The organism is Alicyclobacillus macrosporangiidus CPP55 (assembly GCF_000702485.1).
GTDB lineage: Bacteria > Bacillota > Bacilli > Alicyclobacillales > Alicyclobacillaceae > Alicyclobacillus_H > Alicyclobacillus_H macrosporangiidus_B.
The window spans coordinates 1,544,473-1,565,083 of sequence record NZ_JNIL01000001.1 but is presented as its reverse complement, the minus strand read 5'-3'; the positions used below and the strand labels follow the sequence as shown (position 1 = coordinate 1,565,083).

The window sequence follows — 20,611 nt, the reverse complement described above, 5'->3', positions numbered from 1 at the left end:
TCAGTATACTCTTTCAACCGCCTATGCGGTTGGAACGCCGTTGATGGAATGGCCGCTGGAGGCGAGTCTCTGTGCGAATGACGAGGGTACACGGGAGAAAGATTTCGGCTGGGAGATGACCGTCTCAAGCGGGACGGGGCGGCTCTGTCGACGCGCAGCATGGCCAACCGGTTGGAGGCATAAATGCACTTCCAATCCGGTCGATTGAGGACGGGATGGCGGTGTCGGACGCGTGGGCATCAGTCAGTGTCGCGCTTTGAGGAGTTCAATCTCCATGTCGTGTACACCGAGACGGCCTGCGAGGTACAGGTCGCCGCTGCGCAGCTGGTTGACCTCCATCCGGAGCTCGGTCATGGCGACGGACAGCCTGCCGACCTGGTCATACGTGGCGTGCAGGGTTTCATCGATGTCGTTGAGCCGGGTTTGGATGGCGATCACATCCTTGCGCAGGACAGTCATCTCATGCTCAAGTGTGGTGACGCGATCCTCCAGACGGGCCACACGACTCTCCAGCGTTTCAACGCGGTTCTCGAGCGTTTCCATGCGGTTCTCGAGCGTTTCCATACGATTCTCCAGCGCTTCCATGCGGTTCTCGAGCGTTTCCATACGGTTCTCGAGCGTTTCCATACGGTTCTCGAGCGTTTCCATACGGTTCTCGAGCGTTTCCATACGGTTCTCGAGCGCGGTCACACGATGGTCCAGTGCGGCCACATCCCTCCGCAGAGCGGTCACTTCCTGACTGAGCACGGTCACCCTTTCGCTAAGCGTGGCAACTTCTTCCCGCAGCGGCGACACTTCCTGGCGGACAACGGCCCCGACCAATTCGGCCAATCTTTGTTCGTCCATCGGGATCACCTCAGTGGGTTGATAGACACATCGTACCTCACTTGATGGAGGTCGGGGAAGACTTGTCAGTGAATCTGCAGGTCGTTTTGTGAATTCGGCGATAGATTACAAGATTACAGCGGGCCTTGGTGTGTTCAACCCGCGTGCGCTGGGTCCGGCCAGCGTCGGATGGGTCTGCGCCGGATAGACGCTATTGGTAGACCGAGTGTGCAGTATACTGAACTTAGCGATGCAATTTTTCGATTGTACATAAAAGGGTAGCACTTGATGGAAGGCGCGGACGCCCTCGGATTGGATCGGGCGGAATCGGACGGAATCGGACGGAGGCGATCCCATGGAATCGATCGGAGTGGGCCTGATTGGTTTCGGGCTGGCAGGCTCGGTGTTTCACGCGCCGCTCATCGCGTCGGTCCCGTCGTTGCGACTGGTGGCGGTGGCGACGAGCCGGGCGGGCGAGGTGCGTGCACGGTGTCCCGAAGCAGTGGTGGAGGAGCGGGCGGACCGCGTGATCGAACGGGATGACGTGGATGTGGTCGTGGTGGCCAACCCGCATCCGCTGCACTTCGAGACGGCCCGGCGTGCGCTTGAGGCGGGCAAGCACGTGGTGGTGGAGAAGCCGTTCACGATGCGGGCGCGCGAGGCGGAGGAGCTCATCCGCCTGGCGGAGGCGCGGGGGCGGCTGTTGACGGTGTTCCACAACCGCCGCTGGGACGGGGATTTTCTGACGGTGAAACGGCTGGTGACGGCGGGAGAGCTGGGGGAGGTGTACACGTACGAGGCCCACTATGACCGGTACCGGCCGCAGGCGGCCGATCGGTGGCAGGAGCGCGCGGGGTCCGGCGGAACACTGTTCAATCTCGGGCCGCATTTGGTGGATCAGGCACTGCAGCTGTTCGGCCGCCCGCAATGGGTTTGGGCGGACGTGGGCGTGCAGCGAGGCGACGGAGCGGAGGGCAACGGCGCGGCGGGTGGGGCACCTGCCGGTGCGTCTGCGGGGGGATCTGCGGGTGCACCCGCCGGTGCGCTCGCCGGGGCGGAGGACTACTTCCACATCGTGCTTGGTTACGGGCGGTTGCGGGCGGTGCTGCATTCTGCATACGTGGTGCCCGACCCGGGACCGCGGTTTCTCGTGCATGGGCATCGGGGAAGTTTTTGCAAATACGGGATCGATCCGCAGGAGGACCAGCTGAAGGCCGGGGTGCGGCCTGGGGCGGCGGAATGGGGGCGGGATCGACCGGAGATGTACGGGCGGCTGTCGGTGGTGCGGGAGGACGGCACGGTGGAGCGAAGGGTGATCGAGACGAAGCGCGGGTGTTACGAGCGCTTTTACGAGGGCCTGGCGGACGCGCTGTTGCGCGGGGGCTCGCCGCCGGTGGATGCCCGGGAGGCGCGGGATGTGATCCAGGTGCTGGAGTGGGCGCAGGAGAGCAGCCGGACAGGCTGCAGGATGGATTGTGTGTGGCCGGATGGGCAGGACGGGTGATGAACGTCGCGCAAGCCAGTCGCAGCACGGGCTCTCACCGACGTGGGAGCCCGCTTTCTTTTTTCAAAGCAAGCCGAGAGGGCTCGCATAGTTACCACGTGAGATTCCCTTGTTCGTCGAACAAGAATGGTTTACGTTCGTTTGTCACCGTGAATCTGTGGTCGTGACGCAGTTCCTCTGCAATGACCTCTGAAACCCAAAACTCCCCCAGGTGCAGCGTGTCCCGGATGCGAACCACCCGGGCTTTTGGCGGCTCGACCGTTGTGGCAGATTTGAGTCCAACTGCGATGACTTCTCTGTCATTCTGGAGCATCACGGGTATTTTTGCGCTGTTGAACAGCCCGGCTGTGATGACGTTTGCGTATGTCGTAGAGAGGTCAATCTTCCGAAAACACCGCACAGTGGTGAGGTCTGCCATGCCGATGCCGGTCGCATTCCCATGTGTTTCTTCGGTCAAGTCGAGCACGGCAATCCGGTCGATACGTGGAACTCCTTCATGCGAAATGGGCAGTGGAGACCGTCCCGTAATGTTCGGATCCATTCCCTCTCCGCTTATGTTCTTTCCGATTTGATCGACAATCAACAGATGAATGTCGTCCACATTGATTTTGGGAAGCAATTGTTTAGATAATTGGAGAAGTTTCGGTTCTTCTTCCGCGGTCAGTTCCGCCGGAACGACTTGAACCGTTGCCACATCGTCATAACCGTTTTCCACGATGCAAACGGAAAAACCGATGGGTGCGTGGTCAATAATGAATTGGCCGACATTTGGAATCAAGGTCGGGAACGCTCTAAACCCCAAGCTGTGCAGCGCAGCTGCACCCTTGTGCTTTCCAAGCCCAATGCTGAGCATCTTGAATACGCCGCTCTCTATCGGGCCTTTGAAGTCCGTATGAGGCTTCACCCGGCAAATTGGCACCACGAGGTCAGCGTGATACGCCGCCTTACTGAAATACACGGGAGCACCATCGACCACGCCCAATTGCACGGTATCCATCGAAGCGTCAATCGGAACGGCCATGTCGTCTTCCGTAATGCCATACTGTTCCAAAACTAAGCGTTGTCCATCCGAAGTACCGCCGCCGTGGCTTCCCATAGCGGGGACGATGAACGGGATCGTCCCCTGTTCTTTCAGCCAATCTATCACAGTGCGCACGACGAACTTCAGCTCCGCGATGCCTCGACTTCCCACGGCAACAGCGACCTTGGCTCCAGCTTTCACCTTGGAGCGAATCCTGGGATCTGCACACTGTTGGCGAAGCGACGAATAAATCTCGTCTCGGCTCATGTGGTCAGCCGGAAAGTGTTGTTGGACTTTGACCATCACGGGACTTTCGAAGTCTAAACCACTCTCGAGAATGGGCATACCCGTCGACATCCTTTCAGCCTGCAGACGTTGAATTCTGTTATCTCTCAAGAAGCCGAATCAAAACAAACCATCCAGGTTACCTTGAGCGTCAAACGGAAGTTGAAAACTGTCACCAACAATTTGCAAGCTTGGATGACTGTGCACAGCTTCCGTCAGGTTCTCCGATACGTAGATCCGTTGCAGTTCGAGCGTGTTTCGGATAAGAACCAGAGAAGGCCCGCTCTTGTCTGAGTTGATGCATGTCTTGAGCGCAGCCTGAATGACTTCGCGGTCATTTTTTAAAGTAATCGGTACCTTAGACAGATTCACAAGATTTGATGTCAAAGAGTTCGCGTACGTCTTTTCGAAATCAATCTGATCCCGTACTCTTTCCGTTATGAAGTCTGCTAGTCCGATTCCGTTGGCGTTGCCGTGTGTCTCTGGAGTCAGATTGAGCACGCCGATTCGTTGAATATGCGCACCACCCGACCTGTGCGGTTCTGGAAACCGCCCGATGACGTTGGGGTCCATCCCGTCCCCGCTGATGTTTTTCCCCATTTCGTACACGACGAGTGCGTCGATTGGGTCAATCAACAACGTCGCAAGCAGTCGATAAGCTTCCCTTAATAGAGGGAGCTCTTCCTCTTCGATTCGATCGCGGTTGATGCCCACGATCTTCGCCGGCTCCCCGTACGCGTTTTCCACGATGGCTATGCCGCCCACGATGGGCGCTTTAGCGAAGACTTCGCGTGCCACCTCCAGAATATCATTGGAACCGTTCGCAAACCCGCGACTGTGAATGGCCTGAGCACCGCGTTGCTTTCCCAACCCTATCGCTGCCATTTTGATCAATCCGCTTTCCACCGGGCCAGGAAGCACCGTGTGCGGTTTCACGCGATTGACAAGCAGTATGGCATCTGCTTCAAGTGCCAACCTGTCGCAATAGACCGGAATCCCACTCGGCGTGACCCCAATCTGCATGACTTCCATTGAAGATCGAATCGGAGCATGTACCCTCTCTTCTGTGATGCCTAAAGCCGCGAGTACCGCCTTCTGCCCCTCGTCAGTTGCGCCACCGTGGCTGCCCATGGCAGGCACAATGAATGGTGCAAACCCAAGGGATTTCAGCTCAGCCACGACACATTTAACAATTGTGGCGATTCCAGCGATCCCCCGACTGCCGACGGCGACTGCGACAGACCTCTCATGTGAATCTGCATTTATATTTTGGAACGCTGAAATCCGTGCAATTGCTTCTTTCACTGCCATCGTAATGTCAGGTACTCGTACGAGGGGAAATCTCTGCTCCACAGGTACCATGGAAGGGAGGGGAATCTGCTGCAAAATCGTTTGAATGATGCTCAATGCAGACCACTCCACCTTTTATCCTCTGTCTCCGATCAGAACCTCTTGCTCGTGCATCAGGAAGATATACGAAATAATCGCGGCGACAGCCAGCAATCCACCGATTGTAAGAGGAATCACAAACGACCCGGTGGCTTGCAGGATGAAGCCTGTCAAAAGCGGCGCAAGCGTTCCTCCGACGTTGCCGGCAAAGTTCTGGAACGAACCGATGCGGCCAACGTACTCCGGGGTTGCGATTGCAGCCGGGAGTGCCCAAATCACTCCGTTGGCCGCCATCACACCGCCGAGCGCAAGGCTTAGAAACAGGACCACGCCCGCGGTGCTTTGTACGTGAGGTGCGATAAGAATCGACAGCGAAATCACCATCCCCACAACGGCCAGAGTGCGACGCGCCTTCCCAGGCGCCCAGCCTCGTTTCACGAGATGGTCCGACCAAATTCCGAAAATCCACACCAAAACGAACGCAACGATATACGGGATCATCGCGACGAATCCCGTTTTGGCGAGCGTCAGGTGCTTGGCCTTAACAAGATATGTAGGCAACCAGGAGACAAAGATATACAGAACGTAGTCGATAGAGAACAGTCCTACCATTAATCCCCAAACGTTGCGATATCGCAGAACGCTGTACCAGGGCATCTTGGTGGATGTTTGGGGAACTTTTGTGTCACCGATCATGGCAGCTTCTGCTTCAGACACGTACTTCGACTCGCTCGGACGATTCCGAAAGTACTTCCACCAAACAAACGTCCAGACAAGACTTAAGAAACCAGTCACGTAGAACGCGGAGCGCCATCCGTAACTCAGCATCAGCCACGTGACCAATGGCGGAGTAAAAGCAGACCCGAACATGACCGCTGAAATAAAGGACGCGTTTGCTGTCCCACGTTCACTGGAGGGAAACCACTGTGAAACGACACGCCCGAACGCGGGGAAAGTTGGGGCCTCGCCCAAGCCCAGCGCCATTCTGACCAGCAATAGGCTGATGAATCCACCCGTCGCCCCCGTCAGGACGGTCATAATAGACCAGATCAATACGCCTAAAAAGACCATAACTCGCGGACCGTATTTGTCGATCAAGATTCCCATCGGAATTTGTGCGATGGTGTACGTCCACAGAACGGAAGACAATACAATCCCCATTTGACCGCTGTTTAAGTGGAAGTGTTCCGCAATGAGTGGTGCCGCAACACCAATGTTGCCCCGGTCCATATAGTTGATGGCGGCCCCTAGAAACATCAGCAGGAGCACGGTTGAGCGATAGCGTGTACTACGTGCGGCAGCAGCATTGTTTTCCAAAACGACTTTCGGCATTGGTAACTCCCCTTTTTCTGCCTTTGCGTATGGTGTTCTGGAATGTTTTATTAAATTCGTACACGTTTATGAACCCGTATATCCTCCCTTCCATCTTTCGATGCGTTCACTTAAAATGTGCATTCGATACGGTAAAGTGTGAACAATAGATAAAATATCACGATGGATCGAATTTTTCATCATGGTTTCTACCGTGCTCTTTGGTCTGTTCCATGGGTGGGTCCTATACTGTACATGCAGGCGCTGCCGCCAACTCAAATCAAGTCGTGATCTAGGCTTAGCTAGACTGGATCACATCACGAGGAGGATACCCATGCAGACGAAGAGATTGGCGGGCCGGATTGCCATTGTCACCGGCGCAAGCCGGCGCAGAGGCATTGGGACCGCCATCTGCCGGGCGCTGGCACGGGATGGGGCTGACATCTTGTTCACGCATTGGAAAAGGTACGACCGCGAAATGGAGTGGGGTGCGGACGAGAATTGGCCGGAGGAACTCGTTCGTGAGCTGAGCGCGATCGGCGTGCGAGCGGCTCATCTGGAAGTGGATTTGGCCAAATCGGATGCGCCCTCACGTATTCTGGACGAGACGATCACGATTCTTGGGGCACCATCCATTCTTGTCAACAACGCAACCCACTCCACGTCGGATGGATTTCAGAAATTGAACGCTGAGATCCTGGATGCCCATTACGCGGTGAATGTCCGGGGGACCTGCTTGCTTTGCGCCGAGTTCGCACGCCGGTACAGAGGCGGCGGGGGGCGAATCATCAACATGATATCCGGACAGGACAAAGGGCCCATGCGGGGCGAGCTGGCCTATGCGGCCACAAAGGGCGCGATTTCGGCGTTCACGGTTTCCCTGGCTGCCGAGGTGGCGCCCCTCGGCATCACGGTGAATGCGGTCGATCCCGGTCCGACGGATTCGGGGTGGATGTCGGACGAAGTGAAGGCCCAGCTGTTGCCGAAGTTCCCCATGGGCAGAATCGGCCAACCGGAGGATGCGGCGCGTCTGGTCGCGTTCCTGGCGAGTGACGAAGCCCAGTGGGTTACGGGACAGATCATCCATTCCGACGGCGGGTTTTGGGACTGACTTTCACATGCTGGCTGGCAGGGCAGGGGATGATTCGCCCCGTGCTACCCGTGTGCTGGCAGTGTGCGAAGCCCCGCCGTCCTCCCTCACCAACGACAGCCGCCCTCACCCCCTGCAGGGGCGGCAGCAGAGACCAAGCCCCCGACAGAAGATAAACCGCATTCTCGTACAATCTGGGCCATTTTGACCTGTCTCACGCCCATCTGAGGGCTACTTTAAGCCGAGTTTCCTGACAAAAACGCGGATTCCGCCCCCCCAACCACGTTGGTTTGTACGATAATCACGCTTAATCGCCCGTTTCACCAGGGCCTGCCGCCCTCAAACCCAGGGTTTAAGCGGCATCATCGGATAATCATCAGCGGGATTCACCGGTCTGAGGCGTAGACCCGCGCCAAACCACCGCCGCCGGCCCAACCTTCCTGCGGCCCCCCCACGCACCAGCGCGTCCGCCAGTCCCTCGCAAAAGCGCTCGTAGAAGGCCGGGTGTCCAGGGGGGCCATGCCCGGCTGACCAGGAGAGCCTCCGGCAAATCCGGGTGGGTTGCAGCGACGTCCGGAAACACTTTCCACGCCGGCAGGGCAGGAATCGTCGGCACCGGCGGCGAAATAGCGTCACGACGAAATAAAAACCGCCGGGATACCGGCCGTCCGTGTACCGTCGCCAACTGAAAATCAGATAACCGTGAAAACGGGAAGGGTGAATTTCTGTACCCTCCCCGTTTTCTATTCGAATTGAGGAGGTTTTCCAGGATTGTGAAGGGGAAAAAGGTGCGTTCGGCGGTGTTGTTGTCCGCGCTCGCAACGTCGGCCCTTTGGGCATGGGTGCATCCGCAAGATGTCGCCGCGAGCTCCCTCTCATTCGAAACCAAAAAAATCACGTTAAACGGTAGTCTGGTCTCCGCGCCGAAGGGCTTTGTTTACAACGACACCACCTATTTGCCCATCTGGTACCTGATGCAGGCGCTGAACCGCCTGGGCATCGCCAGCACTTGGGACGGATCCAACTGGAACCTCACCGTGAATGAAGCGGCCGACTACTCGAACCCAAACCCTTCTTCATCCGGAAAGGCCATCATTGTCAATGGCGTTGTCGTAGAGCACGCACCTTCGCTCGTCGCAAAAGATCCAAGCAGCAGTGTGGATACGACCTACATGCCCATCTGGTACCTGCAGCAAGCGCTGAACCGCCTGGGCATCCATTCGACATGGAATGGAACCACTTGGGCGATGACCGCCACAAACCCCATTCCGCCCCTGCCGGGTTTCGCGTTGACCACGCGAAGCATCACCACGGACAACGGGTATCGGGATGCCCAGGTGGCCAGCTTTTATGAGGGAACCGAATATATGGATCTCGACGCGCTCACAAAGGCCCTCACGGCGTTTGGCGTTCCGAACGTGTTGGTTGGAAACGACTGGTACTGGAATCAGAGCGCTGCGCCTGGAGGTGCAACAGCGGCGTTCGATCCCGCAAAGCCTTTGACGGTTCACCTCCCCGACCAGTCCGATGTTCCGTTTCCTGTCATCGCGTTTCAAGGCAAAACGTATGTCCCCATCTGGTACGTGATGACAGGCCTGAAACGACTGGGTGACTACCCGTCGTGGAACGGCCAGGTGTTTCTCATCGCAAAGTTTCCGCCGGCGCATCCGGTGGTGAATCCGAATCAAACCTATTCCTATACGGTCATGCAAAGAGATATCCAATCCCTGAAGGACATGTACCCGGATTTGATTCAGGTGAAAGTGGTCGGCCAGACCGTATATGGAAGGGACATTTACGCCATCGGCCTCGGAAAAGGAAAGGCGACTGTCCTCATCAGCGGGTCCCACCACGCGCGGGAATGGATCACAACGACGTTGAACATGTACATGCTGGATCGTTACGCGTACGCCTACCGCAACAATCAGTCGATCGGCGGCTACAACGTCAAGCAGATTTTGGATGAGACGACGATCTGGTTCATGCCGATGGTCAATCCGGACGGCGTGACGCTGGCGCAATTCGGGGACGGCGTGTTTCCCGCCGACGTCCGGGCGTCGCTTGTCGCGATGAACAACGGATCGACCAACTTTGCACGCTGGAAAAACAACGCGCAGGGGATCGATCCGAACCGTCAGTACGACGGAGGCTGGTACACGATTCCGAGCATCGTGACCCACCCGTGGTACGAATTTTACACAGGCACGGCCCCGTATCAAATCAATGAAGTCAAGGCGGTTCTCAATCTGATCAATCAGATCAACCCGCAAGAAGAGATTGCGTACCATGCCTCCGGAGGCGTCATCTACTGGGGATATCAGATCAGCCCAGCCAACCTGTCGCATTTTCACGATTTGGCGCTCCGAATGTCGCACTTGACCGGATACCCCGTCCAGACACCGTCGGCTAGCGAACAAGGTGGAGGCCTGACCGACTGGTGGACGCAAAAAGTGGGAAGACCCGGCTTTACGATTGAGGTCGGACCGGCCCTCGGAGAAGCTCCGGTGCCAATCCAGTACTTTGCAAGCATATGGTCACAAAACCAGGCCGTCGGACTGGAGTTGGCCGAGGAGGGCTACAACGAATACCTGCAAAACCCAGACAGTGTGGTGCACGCGCCGTAATGCGGTTTCGTGCTACGCGTGCAAACCCATGAGACGTGACCGTCGTCGGCTTCCGCTCTCATGGACTGGGTCAAGGCAGACGCGGGAAATGGGGACGGCGCTTTTCGATGAACGCGCGCACACCTTCCTTGTAATGCGGGCTGTCCAGCGATGCACGCACTATCTCCTGCAGTGAGGGATCGTCGGTGGGTGCACCCGCGACCAGGGCGTTGATGATGGCCTTGGCTCCGCGAAGGGAGTTGGGGGCATTCTGCATGAGCTGGCGGATGTAGGCGTACGTCTCTTCCTCCAGCTGCGCAACCGGAATGACGCGATCGACCAATCCGATGCGCAGCGCTTCTTCGGCGTCGAGTAGTCGCGCCGAGAACAGGATGTCCTTTGCCCGGCTCGGGCCGACCAGGTCGATCAGCATGCGGGTCTCCGCGACGTCGTAGACGAAGCCGAGTTTCGCTGGGGTGATGCCGAGCCTGGCCGTGTCGGAGGCGAAACGGATGTCACACGCCACGGCCAGCTCGGTGCCGCCCCCGACACAGGGGCCGGAGATCATGGCGATGGTGGGTTTCGTGAGATCTCTGAGGCCCATGACCGCGCGCTGAACCCATTCTTTGTAGCGTGCATTGGACGCGGAATCGGATCGAACGGTGGAGAACTCCGAGATGTCCGCGCCCGCGCAGAACACGCCCAGGTCACTGCTCCGCAGCAGCACAATCTCCACGTTTGCGTCCTCGTCACAGTTGACCACGGCCTCTGCCAGTTGAGACCACATCTCGAGATGGAGCGCGTTGCGTTTTTCGGGCCGATTGAGCACAATTTCCCCGATTCCGTCGTGAACGTGCAGATAGACAGGCCGTGGAGAGGTAGGGTTCACGAGTCAAATACCTCCTGTTGCAAGTCCTCGATGCGTCTGAGCAGCTTCCATGCGCGTGGAAGTGGGTCAAACCCACGGAGCAGGGTCCAGACGCCCGTCTCCCTCTCAGCATGCCAATCCTGCGTGAGATGTGCAAATTCAGATATCGCGCGCGGAACCCGGCGCTCCCCGGATTGGCGGTACAGGATGTATGGTAGAGCGTCAGTCGGGCAGGCGATGTCCCTTCGTCTCCGGAACCATGAGTGTCAGAAAGATGCCGATCAGGAACGGAGCTGCCGTCCAGGCCAACGGTACACCAATCGTGTGCGTGGCGTTGATGGCCCAGCCGATGACAAACGTGCCGACCGCCGCGACGAACCGGGAGAACGTGGTTGCGAAGGCAAAGGCGCTGGCGCGAACTTCCGTCGGATACTGTTCCGGAAGCCAGATGGTAAAGAGCGCAAAGTCCGCGCCGCTCAAGCCCAGAATCGGGATGAAGGCGAAGAATGCGCCCAGACCGTGATCGTAGAAGGCCCACAGGAACCCGCCGAGGATGCCAATCATCATGAGGGTAAAGAAGATGACGAGGGTCCGGCGGCGCCCCAGCCGGTTCGCGAGGTACGGCGCGAGGAAGCAGCCGATGATGGTGAACACGTCGAGTACGACCGCTCCCAAGGTGGCCAGGTGGGCAGCATCGGTTCCGGTGATCCCGGCGGGCTTGGCCAACGTCAAGATGGCGGTTGGAAGGTACTGCGATCCCGCCCAGAAACCCATCAGGCAGATCACCAGCAACAGCAGATTCCCCCACGTGCGGGTCCGATAGGGGGGTTGCAAGACCTTCGCGAAGAAGCTCCAGAACGACACGCGCGCGGTGTTGCCGGAGACCTTCTCCCACCGTTTGGATTCCACGCTCTTGGCGCGAACGTAAAACACGAACAGCGCCGGCAGAATTCCAATGAAGAACATCCACCGCCAGCCCAGTGTGACGCCGACGAAGTAATTGACCACCGCGGCGATGAGAAATCCAAAGTAGGTGCCCGCGTGCAAGAATCCGCCGAAGAATGGCCGCCGCTCCTCGGGAACGGATTCGGCCACAAACGTTCCCGCCATGGACCATTCTCCGCCGATCCCCACCGCGGCGAGGAAGCGGAAGATCGCCAGCTCCCACACATTTTGAGAAAGTCCCGCGAGAAACGTGAACACCGAGAACACGATGATGCTCAACATGAGGGCCTTCACTCTTCCGGTCTTGTCGGCGATGGGGCCCCAGATGAACGAGCATCCCCAGCCGGCGAGAAACACGGCCACCATCAGTTCGCCGAAAAGACCCACCGTGCCAGGATTGACCTCGATGCCGGATTGCGGCAACAGTGCGCTCATCGCTGGCGCAAGCACGACGCCGAACAACCCGGCGTTGTAGCCGTCGAGTGTCCAACCTCCGAATGCACTGATGAAGGCGTTTCGCTGTTGCGGGGTGAGTTTCGGGCGGACGCCCGCTGCCACCGGCTTTGCCGCCATTCCTCCGTCGCCTCCTCGTGTGAGCGTTCGTCGAACGAGCAATGGTCGTCCACGGTTCACTCTATGGGCGCGGGGTAGGAGGTATGACAAGGAGGGGACAGGATGTCTCCTGTCTTCGCGGAGGGGCGTTGCAATGCACAATTGCACCTATCATTGGAAACGAAATCGAATACAAAATCCGAAGCGCGATTGTGAAGGGGTTGGAGGCGCTGGCCATTGAGGCCCTTTACCCTACTGGGCCCTCAAGTCGGGCTCTGACGGATCTTCTGCTGCAACAATTGTATCCCGTACAACAGGGCCGGCGGAGAAGGGGGACACCCCGGGATGTACACGTCCACGGGGATGATTTGGTCCACCCCTTTCAGTACCGAGTAACTTTGGATATACGGCCCGCCCGCGGTGGCGCACACGGATGCGTGCGACGGTGGTGGGAGGTGGGGGGTACGTGGGGCGTGGGGCGTGGGGCGAAGGGCGAGCGGCGAGGGATAGCCTGGTGACATGCGATGTAAATTTTCTCCCCCTGATGGGCTCTCCCTGGTGATTATCCGATGATGCGGCTTAAATCGCGGGTTTGGGGGCGGCAGGCACAGCTGCACCGGGTCGTTGGCCGTGATTTTCTTACAAACAAGCGCGATCGAGGGGACGAAGCCGGCATTCGTAGGCGAAGAACGCCCCTGACTGGTAGCGCAGGTGGTGCAGCATCTCGTCAATCTCACCTGCCCAATGGATGGCGAGATCGGCGCATGGCACCTCTCCGGCGAGTTATCCGATCTTGCCGCTTAAATCCTCGGTTCGGGCCGGTCAGGCGGCCTCCACACCGGCGCGAGAGCAGAATTCTCGGATTAAGGGCGGCGCTTCAACGGCCCAGGACCCCGATTTTGTAAGGCAACCCGGCTTAAACCGTAGCCCAGACGCGGTTGTGGGACGCTGAAACCCGGGTTTTTATACGAAAATCCAGCTTAGACCGAGAATGGACTAAGCCCAGCCCGCAAGGCGGGAAAGGTTCGGCGGGCCCGTCTGGGCCCGCCATCCTACTTATTATTAGGTGAGCCGCAGGTGAGTTGACGTGGCCCAGGGCGTCTACCCAGCGTAGCATCGCATGGCAGCTTCCCTCGATCCCATGCGGCCTACACTCGACTTGCGTTCCCACAGTGTAGGGGGCCTGTCCAAGATGACGGGCTTGAGCGAACAAGAAGCTGAGGATTGACACCCCGCCGGGAACGGCGGTGCTGCTTGCGGCATAACAACGATATCGATGTAACAGGTTGTGAGAGACGGGCGATACTAAACACTTTGACGTTATCTCAGCCTAGGCTGATCGGACAAGGTGCCAAATTTTATTTAATCGGGCCCGTCGAAGCCGTCAGGTGCCTCGGGGGGTTCAAATAAATCCAAAACCGTTTCTATCCGTCCGCCGAGGCGTTCGCATAAATACGAATCGGTTGCTATGCCTTTTCGGGTCTCATCAAATAAGTACAAATCCGTTCACAACCCCTTCATACACAGAAAAAAAGGGGCCACCGAAGTGGCCCTTGCTCACTTAATATCGTCGCGCGACGCCCGAAGCGACCGCTTCGAGCCCGAAGCGTCGCCGCGCACCTGAAGTCCCAGCGGCGCGCCCCAAGCGCCCGCAACATTCGCCGCACCGATATCAACCGCGCAGCGGCGGGGCCGAGTGGACGATCACCGATTCGTTCATCTCCTCCAGTGCGCGGCCCGAGGTGCGCGGCCCCAGGGTGCCCACGTCGATCATGATGATCACCATCGCACACGCGACCACGGTGAACATGGCGGTGGCGCCGTGAGCCTTCAGCACAGGCAGCAGGAGGAAAGGCATGAGTCCGCTCATCAGCCGGCTGAGGCTGTACGCCGATCCCGCGGCCGTGGCGCGGATGGCCGTCGGATAGATCTCCGCCTGGAAGACGTGGAACGCGTTCGAGAAGATGTTGCTCGAAAGCGTGTACAGGAACCCGAAGACGATGATGAGCCCCGGCGCCGTGGACATCCCGAAGAGGATGCCGAAGACCGCCATGCACAGTGCGGACAGGACGATGAGCCACTTGCGCTGGATCCGTTCGATGACCGGCAGCGACAACAGCGATCCGATGGGATACCCGAGGAACGACAGCGTCAGATAGGTGAGCGAGCTGGTGACCGTGATCCCTTTGCTGGCCAGGACCAAGGGCACCAGGGTGCCGAATCCGTAATAGCCGAGCGTCTGCAGGATCTGGAAGATCCAGAGCATCACCGTGCGCTTCGCGAAGTCTGTGCTGAAGAGCGTGGACAACGGCACTTTCCGCGGCTCCACCCAGGTGTCGGGAACCGGCTGTATCGCGACGACGCGCCCGACGGACGCTTCCAGCTTCGAGACGATGGCCCGGGCCTCTTCGACGCGGCCCATCGACTCCAGCCAGCGGGGCGACTCTGGCAAGTGGCGTTGCAGCAGCCACACGATGATGGCGCCGAGCGATCCCACGATGAACAGCCACCGCCACCCCGCCATGCCGTAATGGGTGGGCACCAGCCAGCGGGCGAGGAAGCCCTCGATCGGCATGGCGCAGAATCCGAGGGTATACGCCCAGGCCGTCATCCGGCCGCGGTGTTCCGCCGGGATCATCTCACTCATGTACGTGTCGGCCAGCGGCGGCAGACCGCCGATGCCGAGGCCCGCCAAGAAGCGCATGACAATCAGGAAGGCGACGCCGGAACTGAACGCGCCGAGGAACGTGAACAGCGAATACACCAACAACACGAACAGGATGGCGCGCCGGCGGCCAATGCGGTCGGCCAGGCCGTTCAACACGATGGCGCCGAGGAACATGCCGAGAAACGCCGATCCCAACAGGAGCGGCTGTACCGCGCCACTGATGTGGAACTCCTTGGTCAAGACCGTTCCCAGGACGCCGGCGAGAAAGACGTCGAAGAGATCGAAGAACAGGCTGATGCCGATGATGGCCGTGATCTTTCGATGCATGCTGCCGATGGGCAGCTGGTTCATCCGTGCCGCGATGGCGACGTCTGCCACAGGGATTTCCTCCATTCTCCACAAGTTTTCGACAACGTGTGCGGGGCGGGGGCCGGCGGATCGAGCGACTCCCGGCGGACCGACCGCCATCAGCGAGCGGCCGCATCAGCGAGCGGCCCGCACGTCCTCTTCGGCTGACGCTCGCAGCGCCTGCAGCAGCCAAGTCCGGGTCTCCGTCAGGGCCGCCAGGTCGACGCCCGTCTCGATGCCCATCCGATGCATCCAGCCGACGAACGTCTCGGTGTCGAGGTTGCCGGGCGCGTCCGGTGCGAAGGGGCAGCCGCCCAGCCCGCCGAGGGCCGTCTCGAACCGGGTCACGCCCCGCTCCAGCGCCACGGTCACGTTGGCCAAGGCGAGGCCCCTGCGGTCGTGCAGATGCAGCACCAGCGGCATCTCCGGAAGCGCGCTTTTCACCGCGTCGATCACGCTGGCCACCCGCTCCGGCGTCCCGACCCCGACCGTGTCGGCGAGCCCGATCTCCGTGACGCCGCACGCCGCAAGCGCCTCGGCCACCCTGGCCACCGTCTCCGGCCGGATGTCCTCGTCCGGGTAGGGCGATCCGAAGGAGCAGGAGATGGCACCGCGCAGCACCGGCCCAGCCGCCCGCGCCACATGCCCTGCGGCCTCGGCGATCGTTCGCAGCTCCTCCAGCGAGCGCTCCAGCGGCATGCGCAGGTTGTCCTGCTGGTGGCGCGGGCTGGCGGAGATGACGAAGGTCACGGCGCGGACGCCCGCTTGGACCGCGCGATCGTACCCCTTTCGGTTCGGAATGAGGCCGATGTTGCCCGGGTGATGACGAACCGCCTGCGCCACCGCCTCCGCGTCCGCCAGCCGGGGCACCCACCGGGCCGAGACGAAGGACGTCACCTCCACCTCTGGCACGCCCGCCCGGTACAGCTCCTCCACGAGGCGGATCTTTTCTTCGGTGCGGAGCGCCCCTTTGGCGTCCTGCAGGCCGTCCCGCGGTGTCACGTCGATCACGGTGACCCGCTTCGGCCAATCGCTCATGCAATCACCCCCTTTCGCCGGGCTTCCTGGATCTGCTCCTCCGTCCATCCCAGCACCTCCTGCAGGATGGCGTCCGTGTCGCGGCCGAGGCGTCCGCCCGCGCGATCGACCCGGCCTGGGTGATGCGCCAGCTTCGGCACCACGCCCGGCATGCCAATCTCCTCGCCCGTGTCCGCCGGGACGCGAAGGATCATGTCGCGCGCTTGGTACTGTGGATCGATCGCGATGTCCGCCACGCTCATCACCGGACCGGCGGGGACGTCATGCTGGTTGAGGAGCGTGAGCAGCTCCACTGCATCGTACTGCTCCGTCCACGAGGAAATGATGGCGTCCAGCTCGGCCACGTTCTGCACGCGCACTTGGTTGTCGGAAAAGCGGGGATCGCCAGCGAGATCGACCCGATCCATGGCCTTCAACAACCGCGGGAAGATGTGGTCCGTGTTGGCGCCGATGGCCACCCAACGCCCGTCCCGCGTCGGGTAGATGTTGCTCGGGGCGGACCGCGTCAGCTGGTTACCGGTGCGCTCCTGCACGACGCCCTCGTGCAGGTACTCGGTGAGCGCCGCTTCCGTCAGGCTGAATACTGCCTCGGTCAGCGCGACGTCGACGCGATCGCCCTGGCCGTCCCGCGTCCGCTCCCGCCGCAGTAGGCTCATGAGGATGCCGATCACGGTGTACAACGCGGCGATCTCATCGCCGATAGCAAATCCCACCCGCACCGGCGGCCGGTCCGGGTAGCCGGTGACGTAGCGCATGCCGCTCATGGACTCCGCGATGTTGCCGAATCCGGGCCGATCCCGGTAGGGACCGCTCTGCCCGAACCCGGAGATGCTGGCGTAGACGATGCCTGGGTTGAGGCGCTTGGCGTCTTCGTAGCCCAGATGCCAGCGGTCCAGGGTTCCCGGGCGGAAGTTTTCGATCACGGCGTCCGACCGCGCCATCAACGCCTGCACGATGGCTTGGCCGTCGGACTGGTGGAGATCGACGACCATCAGCCGCTTGTTCCGCGCCTGGGCGTACCACCACCACGACCACCCGGCTGGGGACATGCGTCCCCAGGTCCGCAGCGGATCGCCCGTCTTGGGCTCGATCTTGATGACCTCGGCCCCGAAGTCCGCCAGAACCCGCGCTGCGAATGGCCCCGCGACGACTGAACCGAGCTCGATCATCCGAATGCCTTCCAGCGGCCGCTTCACGCGCGTGATTGCCATTTCCTCCATGGACAGGACCCCTTTCTGCGCTGTCTTCACGATTCTGAGTCGGGGCGATGACCCTCGGCATGCGGGGGCGATCCGGTTGGGGCTGCGTTCCCGCCCAGCATGGCGGAGACAGCGGCGGCCGCCTCCACCACCCGCGTCCGCCACTGCGCCACCTGGTCGTCCCGGAACCGCTGCCGCACGCCGGAGATGGAGAGCGCAGCCACCACGTCTCCGCGCGGGCCGAACACGGGTGCGCTGAGGGAAGCCAGGGCCTCGTCCCGCTCGCCGAGGCTGAGGGCCCACCCCTGCTGCCGGATGGTGTCGAAGTCGGCCTCCGGCGTGTTCAGAGGATGCTCGGGATAGGTGGCGCAGGACTGCGCCACCAGCTCCTGCCGGGCGTCCGGCGGCAGCCAGGCCAGCAGGATCTTGCCGGATGCGCCCACGTGCAAGGGCAGGGACTCGCCCATGCGTACGTGCGGCCGCACGATGCCCGCCCCCTCCATGCGCTCGACGCACACCCGGCAGTGCCCCATCCGCACGTGCACCGACGCGGTGAGCCCGGTCTCGTCCGCCAACCGCTGCAGCGCCGGCCGCGCCAGTCGCCCCACCTCCGGTCGGTTCAGCGCGTCCGCCGCCCAGTGGAGCACGCGCGGCCCTGGGTGGTACCCGCCCTCCACCCGGAGCAACAGACCCTCGGCCACCATTGCGTCCAGCAGCCGGTACAGCGTCGGCCGGGCGATGTTTAACTCTTGGGCCATTTGCCGCATGGATCGCGGGCCCTCCACCCGGGTCACGTAGTCCAAAATGCGGGCGATCTTCTGCAAGAGTTGGTTATGCTCGGTCGGACGAGGGTTCATCGGAGCCTCCTGGGTTGGGATGTGGGTGTCCGCTGAGTGGACACAGTGTCTGCAGAGTGGTCATAGTTCGGTGATATAAAAAATTCGCGAGATCGGGAAGAGAAAACGCTGAATCGGATGACGGGCGGCGCCACCAAATCCGGAAAGGGAGCGTGGGGGAAAGGGTTGCATTTCTGGGGGAGTGCCTGGGAGGCGCCGTCGTTGCCTCGCCCTGGTGAGGTGTGCCAGAATGAGGGAAAGACCAGTGGCGGAGGTGGGACAGGATGGCGACGATGCGCGCGATCGTCCTGGAACCGACAGGCCGGTTGTCGGATGCGGAGCTGCCGAAGCCGGAGCCCGCGGGGCGGGACCTGTTGGTGAAGGTACAGGCGGTGGCGGTCAATCCGGTGGACACGAAGCAGCGGATCGAATCCGGTACACGGGTGCTCGGGTTCGACGTGGCGGGCGTTGTGGAGGCAACGGGTCCGGAATGCCGGCTGTTCCGGCCGGGGGACGCGGTGTACTACGCGGGAGACATCACGCGTCCGGGCGGGTTCAGCGAGTACCATCTGGTGGACGAGCGGATCGTGGGGAGAAAACCGGCGTCCCTCGGCTTCGTGGAGGCGGCGGTCCTGCCGCTGACCGGGCTCACCGCGTGGGAGGGATTGTTTGATCGCATGGGCCTGCCCGAACCGGGCGCCGACGGGGCCACGCGTGCGGCGGGTGCACCCATCCTGGTGGTGGGTGCGGCGGGCGGCGTGGGATCGATGGCGGTCCAGTTGGCCAAGTTGGCGGGGCTCACGGTGATCGGGACCGCCTCCCGGCCGGAGTCCTCCGCGTGGGTGCGGGAGTTGGGGGCGGACGGCGTGATCGATCACACTCAACCCTTCCAATCTCAGTTGGAAGCGTTGGGTATCCGCGAGGTGCCGTACGTGTTCTGCCTCAACGCGGTGGATCCGAACTGGGATTCGATGATCGACGTCCTGGCGCCCCAGGGGAAGCTGTGCACCATTCTTCCGCCCATGGGCAAGGTCGAATTTCGGCCGCTGTTCAACAAGAGCGCGGCCTGGTACACAGAGTTGATGTTCACCCGCTCGACGTTCCAGACGCCCGACATGCAACGCCAGCACGAGATCCTGATGCGGTTGAGCGAATTGGTGGACGCGGGGCGGGTGCGGACGACGTTGCGGGAGCGGCTGTCCCCCATCTGCGCGCGGAAGTTGGAGGAGGCCTTCGCCCGGCTGCGCTCCGGGCGGACCATCGGGAAAATTGGCCTGGATGGGTTCGAGTAAGCGGCGGTGGTAGGGGGCGCTGTGGCCGGGGTGGCTGGGGTTTGCAGCGCGGGGGGCGAGGTGGCTGGGGTGCAGGGTGGTAAAAACAAATTTGATGGTATCGGGGCGTGCGAGGGGGGGCAATACAAAACACATTGATGTTATCTAGGGTCAGTTGACTCGGATAAGGTATGCGATTTTATTTATTGGGGCTCGCCACGGCTTGGACGGCAATCAATACATTCAAAACCGTTGCTATGAGCCTCTGGAGCAGGTCGGATAAATGCGGATCGGTTGCTATCCCCCGACGGCCCCGCTCGATTAAACACACTTCGTACATTACCGCCTTCATCGCGGTACTGTTGGACATCACTTCAACCCATCTCCACCCATTTTCAACCCATTCTCCCCCCATTTGCAACCCATTGAACCCCCATTCACCCCCCATTTACACCCCATTCGGCACAGGCCAGCGTGACCCAGGGCCATCGCCCAGAGCTCGGTCGTCGCCATTGCCTCCTTCAACGGCCGCTCGTCTGGGTCCGGATGACCTGCGGACCCATGGCTGGAAGTCGAATGAAGAAATGACGATTGGTTGACTGATGAGGATGGATATGGAATCACCAGAGTTCAGGTATACTTGCCAATTCGACAAAGAACGGGTAAATAGGATGATAGAACCATACCAATCCGGTGCTTACATCATTTCACCGGCCGTGCAGTTTCTGTGCTACCTGAGCAAGCGGGGTGTGGTACCAGGCCTGAAGTAGACTTGGCTACCTCCGGTGCCGGTGGTACCAGCCTTGTCCGTGTAGGCTGGCCACCCGCGGTTCCTGCGATTCCTGTGCCGTCTGAGTC

The 20,611-nt window shown here is 60.5% G+C and carries 14 protein-coding genes and 1 pseudogene; 4 read left to right on the top strand and 11 right to left on the bottom strand.

Annotation, left to right across the window (positions count from 1 at the left end):
- Positions 1-243: 243 nt before the first annotated feature.
- A complete protein-coding gene (locus N687_RS22075) occupies positions 244-846 on the bottom strand; it encodes a hypothetical protein (RefSeq protein WP_051663054.1) in 603 nt (200 codons plus the stop codon).
- A 334-nt stretch (positions 847-1,180) separates the two neighbouring features.
- Here N687_RS22075 and N687_RS0107920 point away from each other — a divergent pair, with 334 nt between their 5' ends.
- Positions 1,181-2,329: a Gfo/Idh/MocA family oxidoreductase gene (locus tag N687_RS0107920; protein ID WP_029421345.1), complete on the top strand. Its 1,149-nt coding sequence runs from the start codon at positions 1,181-1,183 to the stop codon at positions 2,327-2,329.
- 91 nt (positions 2,330-2,420) lie between these two features.
- Here the strand turns inward: N687_RS0107920 and N687_RS0107915 are convergent, their stop codons facing one another.
- The 3 genes from N687_RS0107915 to N687_RS0107905 are packed head-to-tail and all read right to left on the bottom strand — an operon-like array spanning position 2,421 to position 6,356.
- Positions 2,421-3,695, bottom strand: a complete 1,275-nt coding sequence (locus tag N687_RS0107915; protein WP_029421344.1) for a lactate racemase domain-containing protein — start codon at positions 3,693-3,695, stop codon at positions 2,421-2,423.
- A gap of 60 nt (positions 3,696-3,755) precedes the next feature.
- On the bottom strand, positions 3,756-5,042 hold the full coding sequence (locus tag N687_RS0107910; protein ID WP_029421343.1) for a lactate racemase domain-containing protein: 1,287 nt from the start codon (positions 5,040-5,042) through the stop codon (positions 3,756-3,758).
- Between the two features lie 18 nt (positions 5,043-5,060).
- Positions 5,061-6,356 (bottom strand): MFS transporter, encoded by a 1,296-nt coding sequence (locus N687_RS0107905; protein WP_051663052.1) that lies wholly within the window; start codon positions 6,354-6,356, stop codon positions 5,061-5,063.
- A gap of 313 nt (positions 6,357-6,669) precedes the next feature.
- On the opposite strand from N687_RS0107905, the gene N687_RS0107900 reads away from it, so the two are divergent.
- On the top strand, positions 6,670-7,446 hold the full coding sequence (locus N687_RS0107900) for an SDR family oxidoreductase (protein ID WP_029421341.1): 777 nt from the start codon (positions 6,670-6,672) through the stop codon (positions 7,444-7,446).
- 752 nt (positions 7,447-8,198) lie between these two features.
- Positions 8,199-10,049, top strand: coding sequence for a M14 family zinc carboxypeptidase (locus tag N687_RS22070; RefSeq protein WP_051663051.1), 1,851 nt, complete (start codon positions 8,199-8,201; stop codon positions 10,047-10,049).
- Positions 10,050-10,119: 70 nt separating this feature from the next.
- Here the strand turns inward: N687_RS22070 and N687_RS0107890 are convergent, their stop codons facing one another.
- The 7 genes and pseudogenes from N687_RS0107890 to N687_RS0107865 form a co-directional block, all read right to left on the bottom strand.
- Positions 10,120-10,917 (bottom strand): enoyl-CoA hydratase/isomerase family protein, encoded by a 798-nt coding sequence (locus tag N687_RS0107890; RefSeq protein WP_029421339.1) that lies wholly within the window; start codon positions 10,915-10,917, stop codon positions 10,120-10,122.
- 201 nt (positions 10,918-11,118) lie between these two features.
- Entirely contained in the window at positions 11,119-12,414 is a 1,296-nt protein-coding gene (locus N687_RS0107885) for an MFS transporter (RefSeq protein ID WP_035462104.1), read from the bottom strand.
- 242 nt (positions 12,415-12,656) lie between these two features.
- Positions 12,657-12,821: pseudogene (locus N687_RS23815) on the bottom strand (NADH-quinone oxidoreductase subunit B); the annotation flags it as partial.
- Between the two features lie 1,244 nt (positions 12,822-14,065).
- A complete protein-coding gene (locus N687_RS0107880; protein WP_231493428.1) occupies positions 14,066-15,439 on the bottom strand; it encodes an MFS transporter in 1,374 nt (457 codons plus the stop codon).
- Positions 15,440-15,544: 105 nt separating this feature from the next.
- Positions 15,545-16,447, bottom strand: a complete 903-nt coding sequence (locus N687_RS0107875) for a hydroxymethylglutaryl-CoA lyase (RefSeq protein WP_197029238.1) — start codon at positions 16,445-16,447, stop codon at positions 15,545-15,547.
- Positions 16,444-17,667, bottom strand: coding sequence for a CaiB/BaiF CoA transferase family protein (locus tag N687_RS0107870; RefSeq protein WP_029421335.1), 1,224 nt, complete (start codon positions 17,665-17,667; stop codon positions 16,444-16,446). The genes N687_RS0107875 and N687_RS0107870 overlap by 4 nt, the downstream gene beginning before the upstream one ends.
- 26 nt (positions 17,668-17,693) lie before the next feature.
- Entirely contained in the window at positions 17,694-18,503 is an 810-nt protein-coding gene (locus N687_RS0107865; protein ID WP_051663050.1) for an IclR family transcriptional regulator, read from the bottom strand.
- A gap of 263 nt (positions 18,504-18,766) precedes the next feature.
- On the opposite strand from N687_RS0107865, the gene N687_RS0107860 reads away from it, so the two are divergent.
- Positions 18,767-19,774: a zinc-binding alcohol dehydrogenase family protein gene (locus N687_RS0107860; RefSeq protein ID WP_156040077.1), complete on the top strand. Its 1,008-nt coding sequence runs from the start codon at positions 18,767-18,769 to the stop codon at positions 19,772-19,774.
- The last annotated feature ends 837 nt before the right edge of the window (positions 19,775-20,611 follow it).

Excerpts from the sequence above, each read along its gene's own strand:
- N687_RS22075 (WP_051663054.1), bottom strand. The coding sequence starts at position 846 with ATGGACGAACAAAGATTGGCCGAATTGGTCGGGGCCGTTGTCCGCCAG.
- N687_RS0107920 (WP_029421345.1), top strand. The coding sequence starts at position 1,181 with ATGGAATCGATCGGAGTGGGCCTGATTGGTTTCGGGCTGGCAGGCTCG.
- N687_RS0107915 (WP_029421344.1), bottom strand. The coding sequence starts at position 3,695 with ATGCCCATTCTCGAGAGTGGTTTAGACTTCGAAAGTCCCGTGATGGTC.
- N687_RS0107905 (WP_051663052.1), bottom strand. The coding sequence starts at position 6,356 with ATGCCGAAAGTCGTTTTGGAAAACAATGCTGCTGCCGCACGTAGTACA.
- N687_RS0107900 (WP_029421341.1), top strand. The coding sequence starts at position 6,670 with ATGCAGACGAAGAGATTGGCGGGCCGGATTGCCATTGTCACCGGCGCA.
- N687_RS0107885 (WP_035462104.1), bottom strand. The coding sequence starts at position 12,414 with ATGGCGGCAAAGCCGGTGGCAGCGGGCGTCCGCCCGAAACTCACCCCG.
- N687_RS0107875 (WP_197029238.1), bottom strand. The coding sequence starts at position 16,447 with ATGAGCGATTGGCCGAAGCGGGTCACCGTGATCGACGTGACACCGCGG.
- N687_RS0107870 (WP_029421335.1), bottom strand. The coding sequence starts at position 17,667 with ATGGAGGAAATGGCAATCACGCGCGTGAAGCGGCCGCTGGAAGGCATT.
- N687_RS0107865 (WP_051663050.1), bottom strand. The coding sequence starts at position 18,503 with ATGAACCCTCGTCCGACCGAGCATAACCAACTCTTGCAGAAGATCGCC.
- N687_RS0107860 (WP_156040077.1), top strand. The coding sequence starts at position 18,767 with ATGGCGACGATGCGCGCGATCGTCCTGGAACCGACAGGCCGGTTGTCG.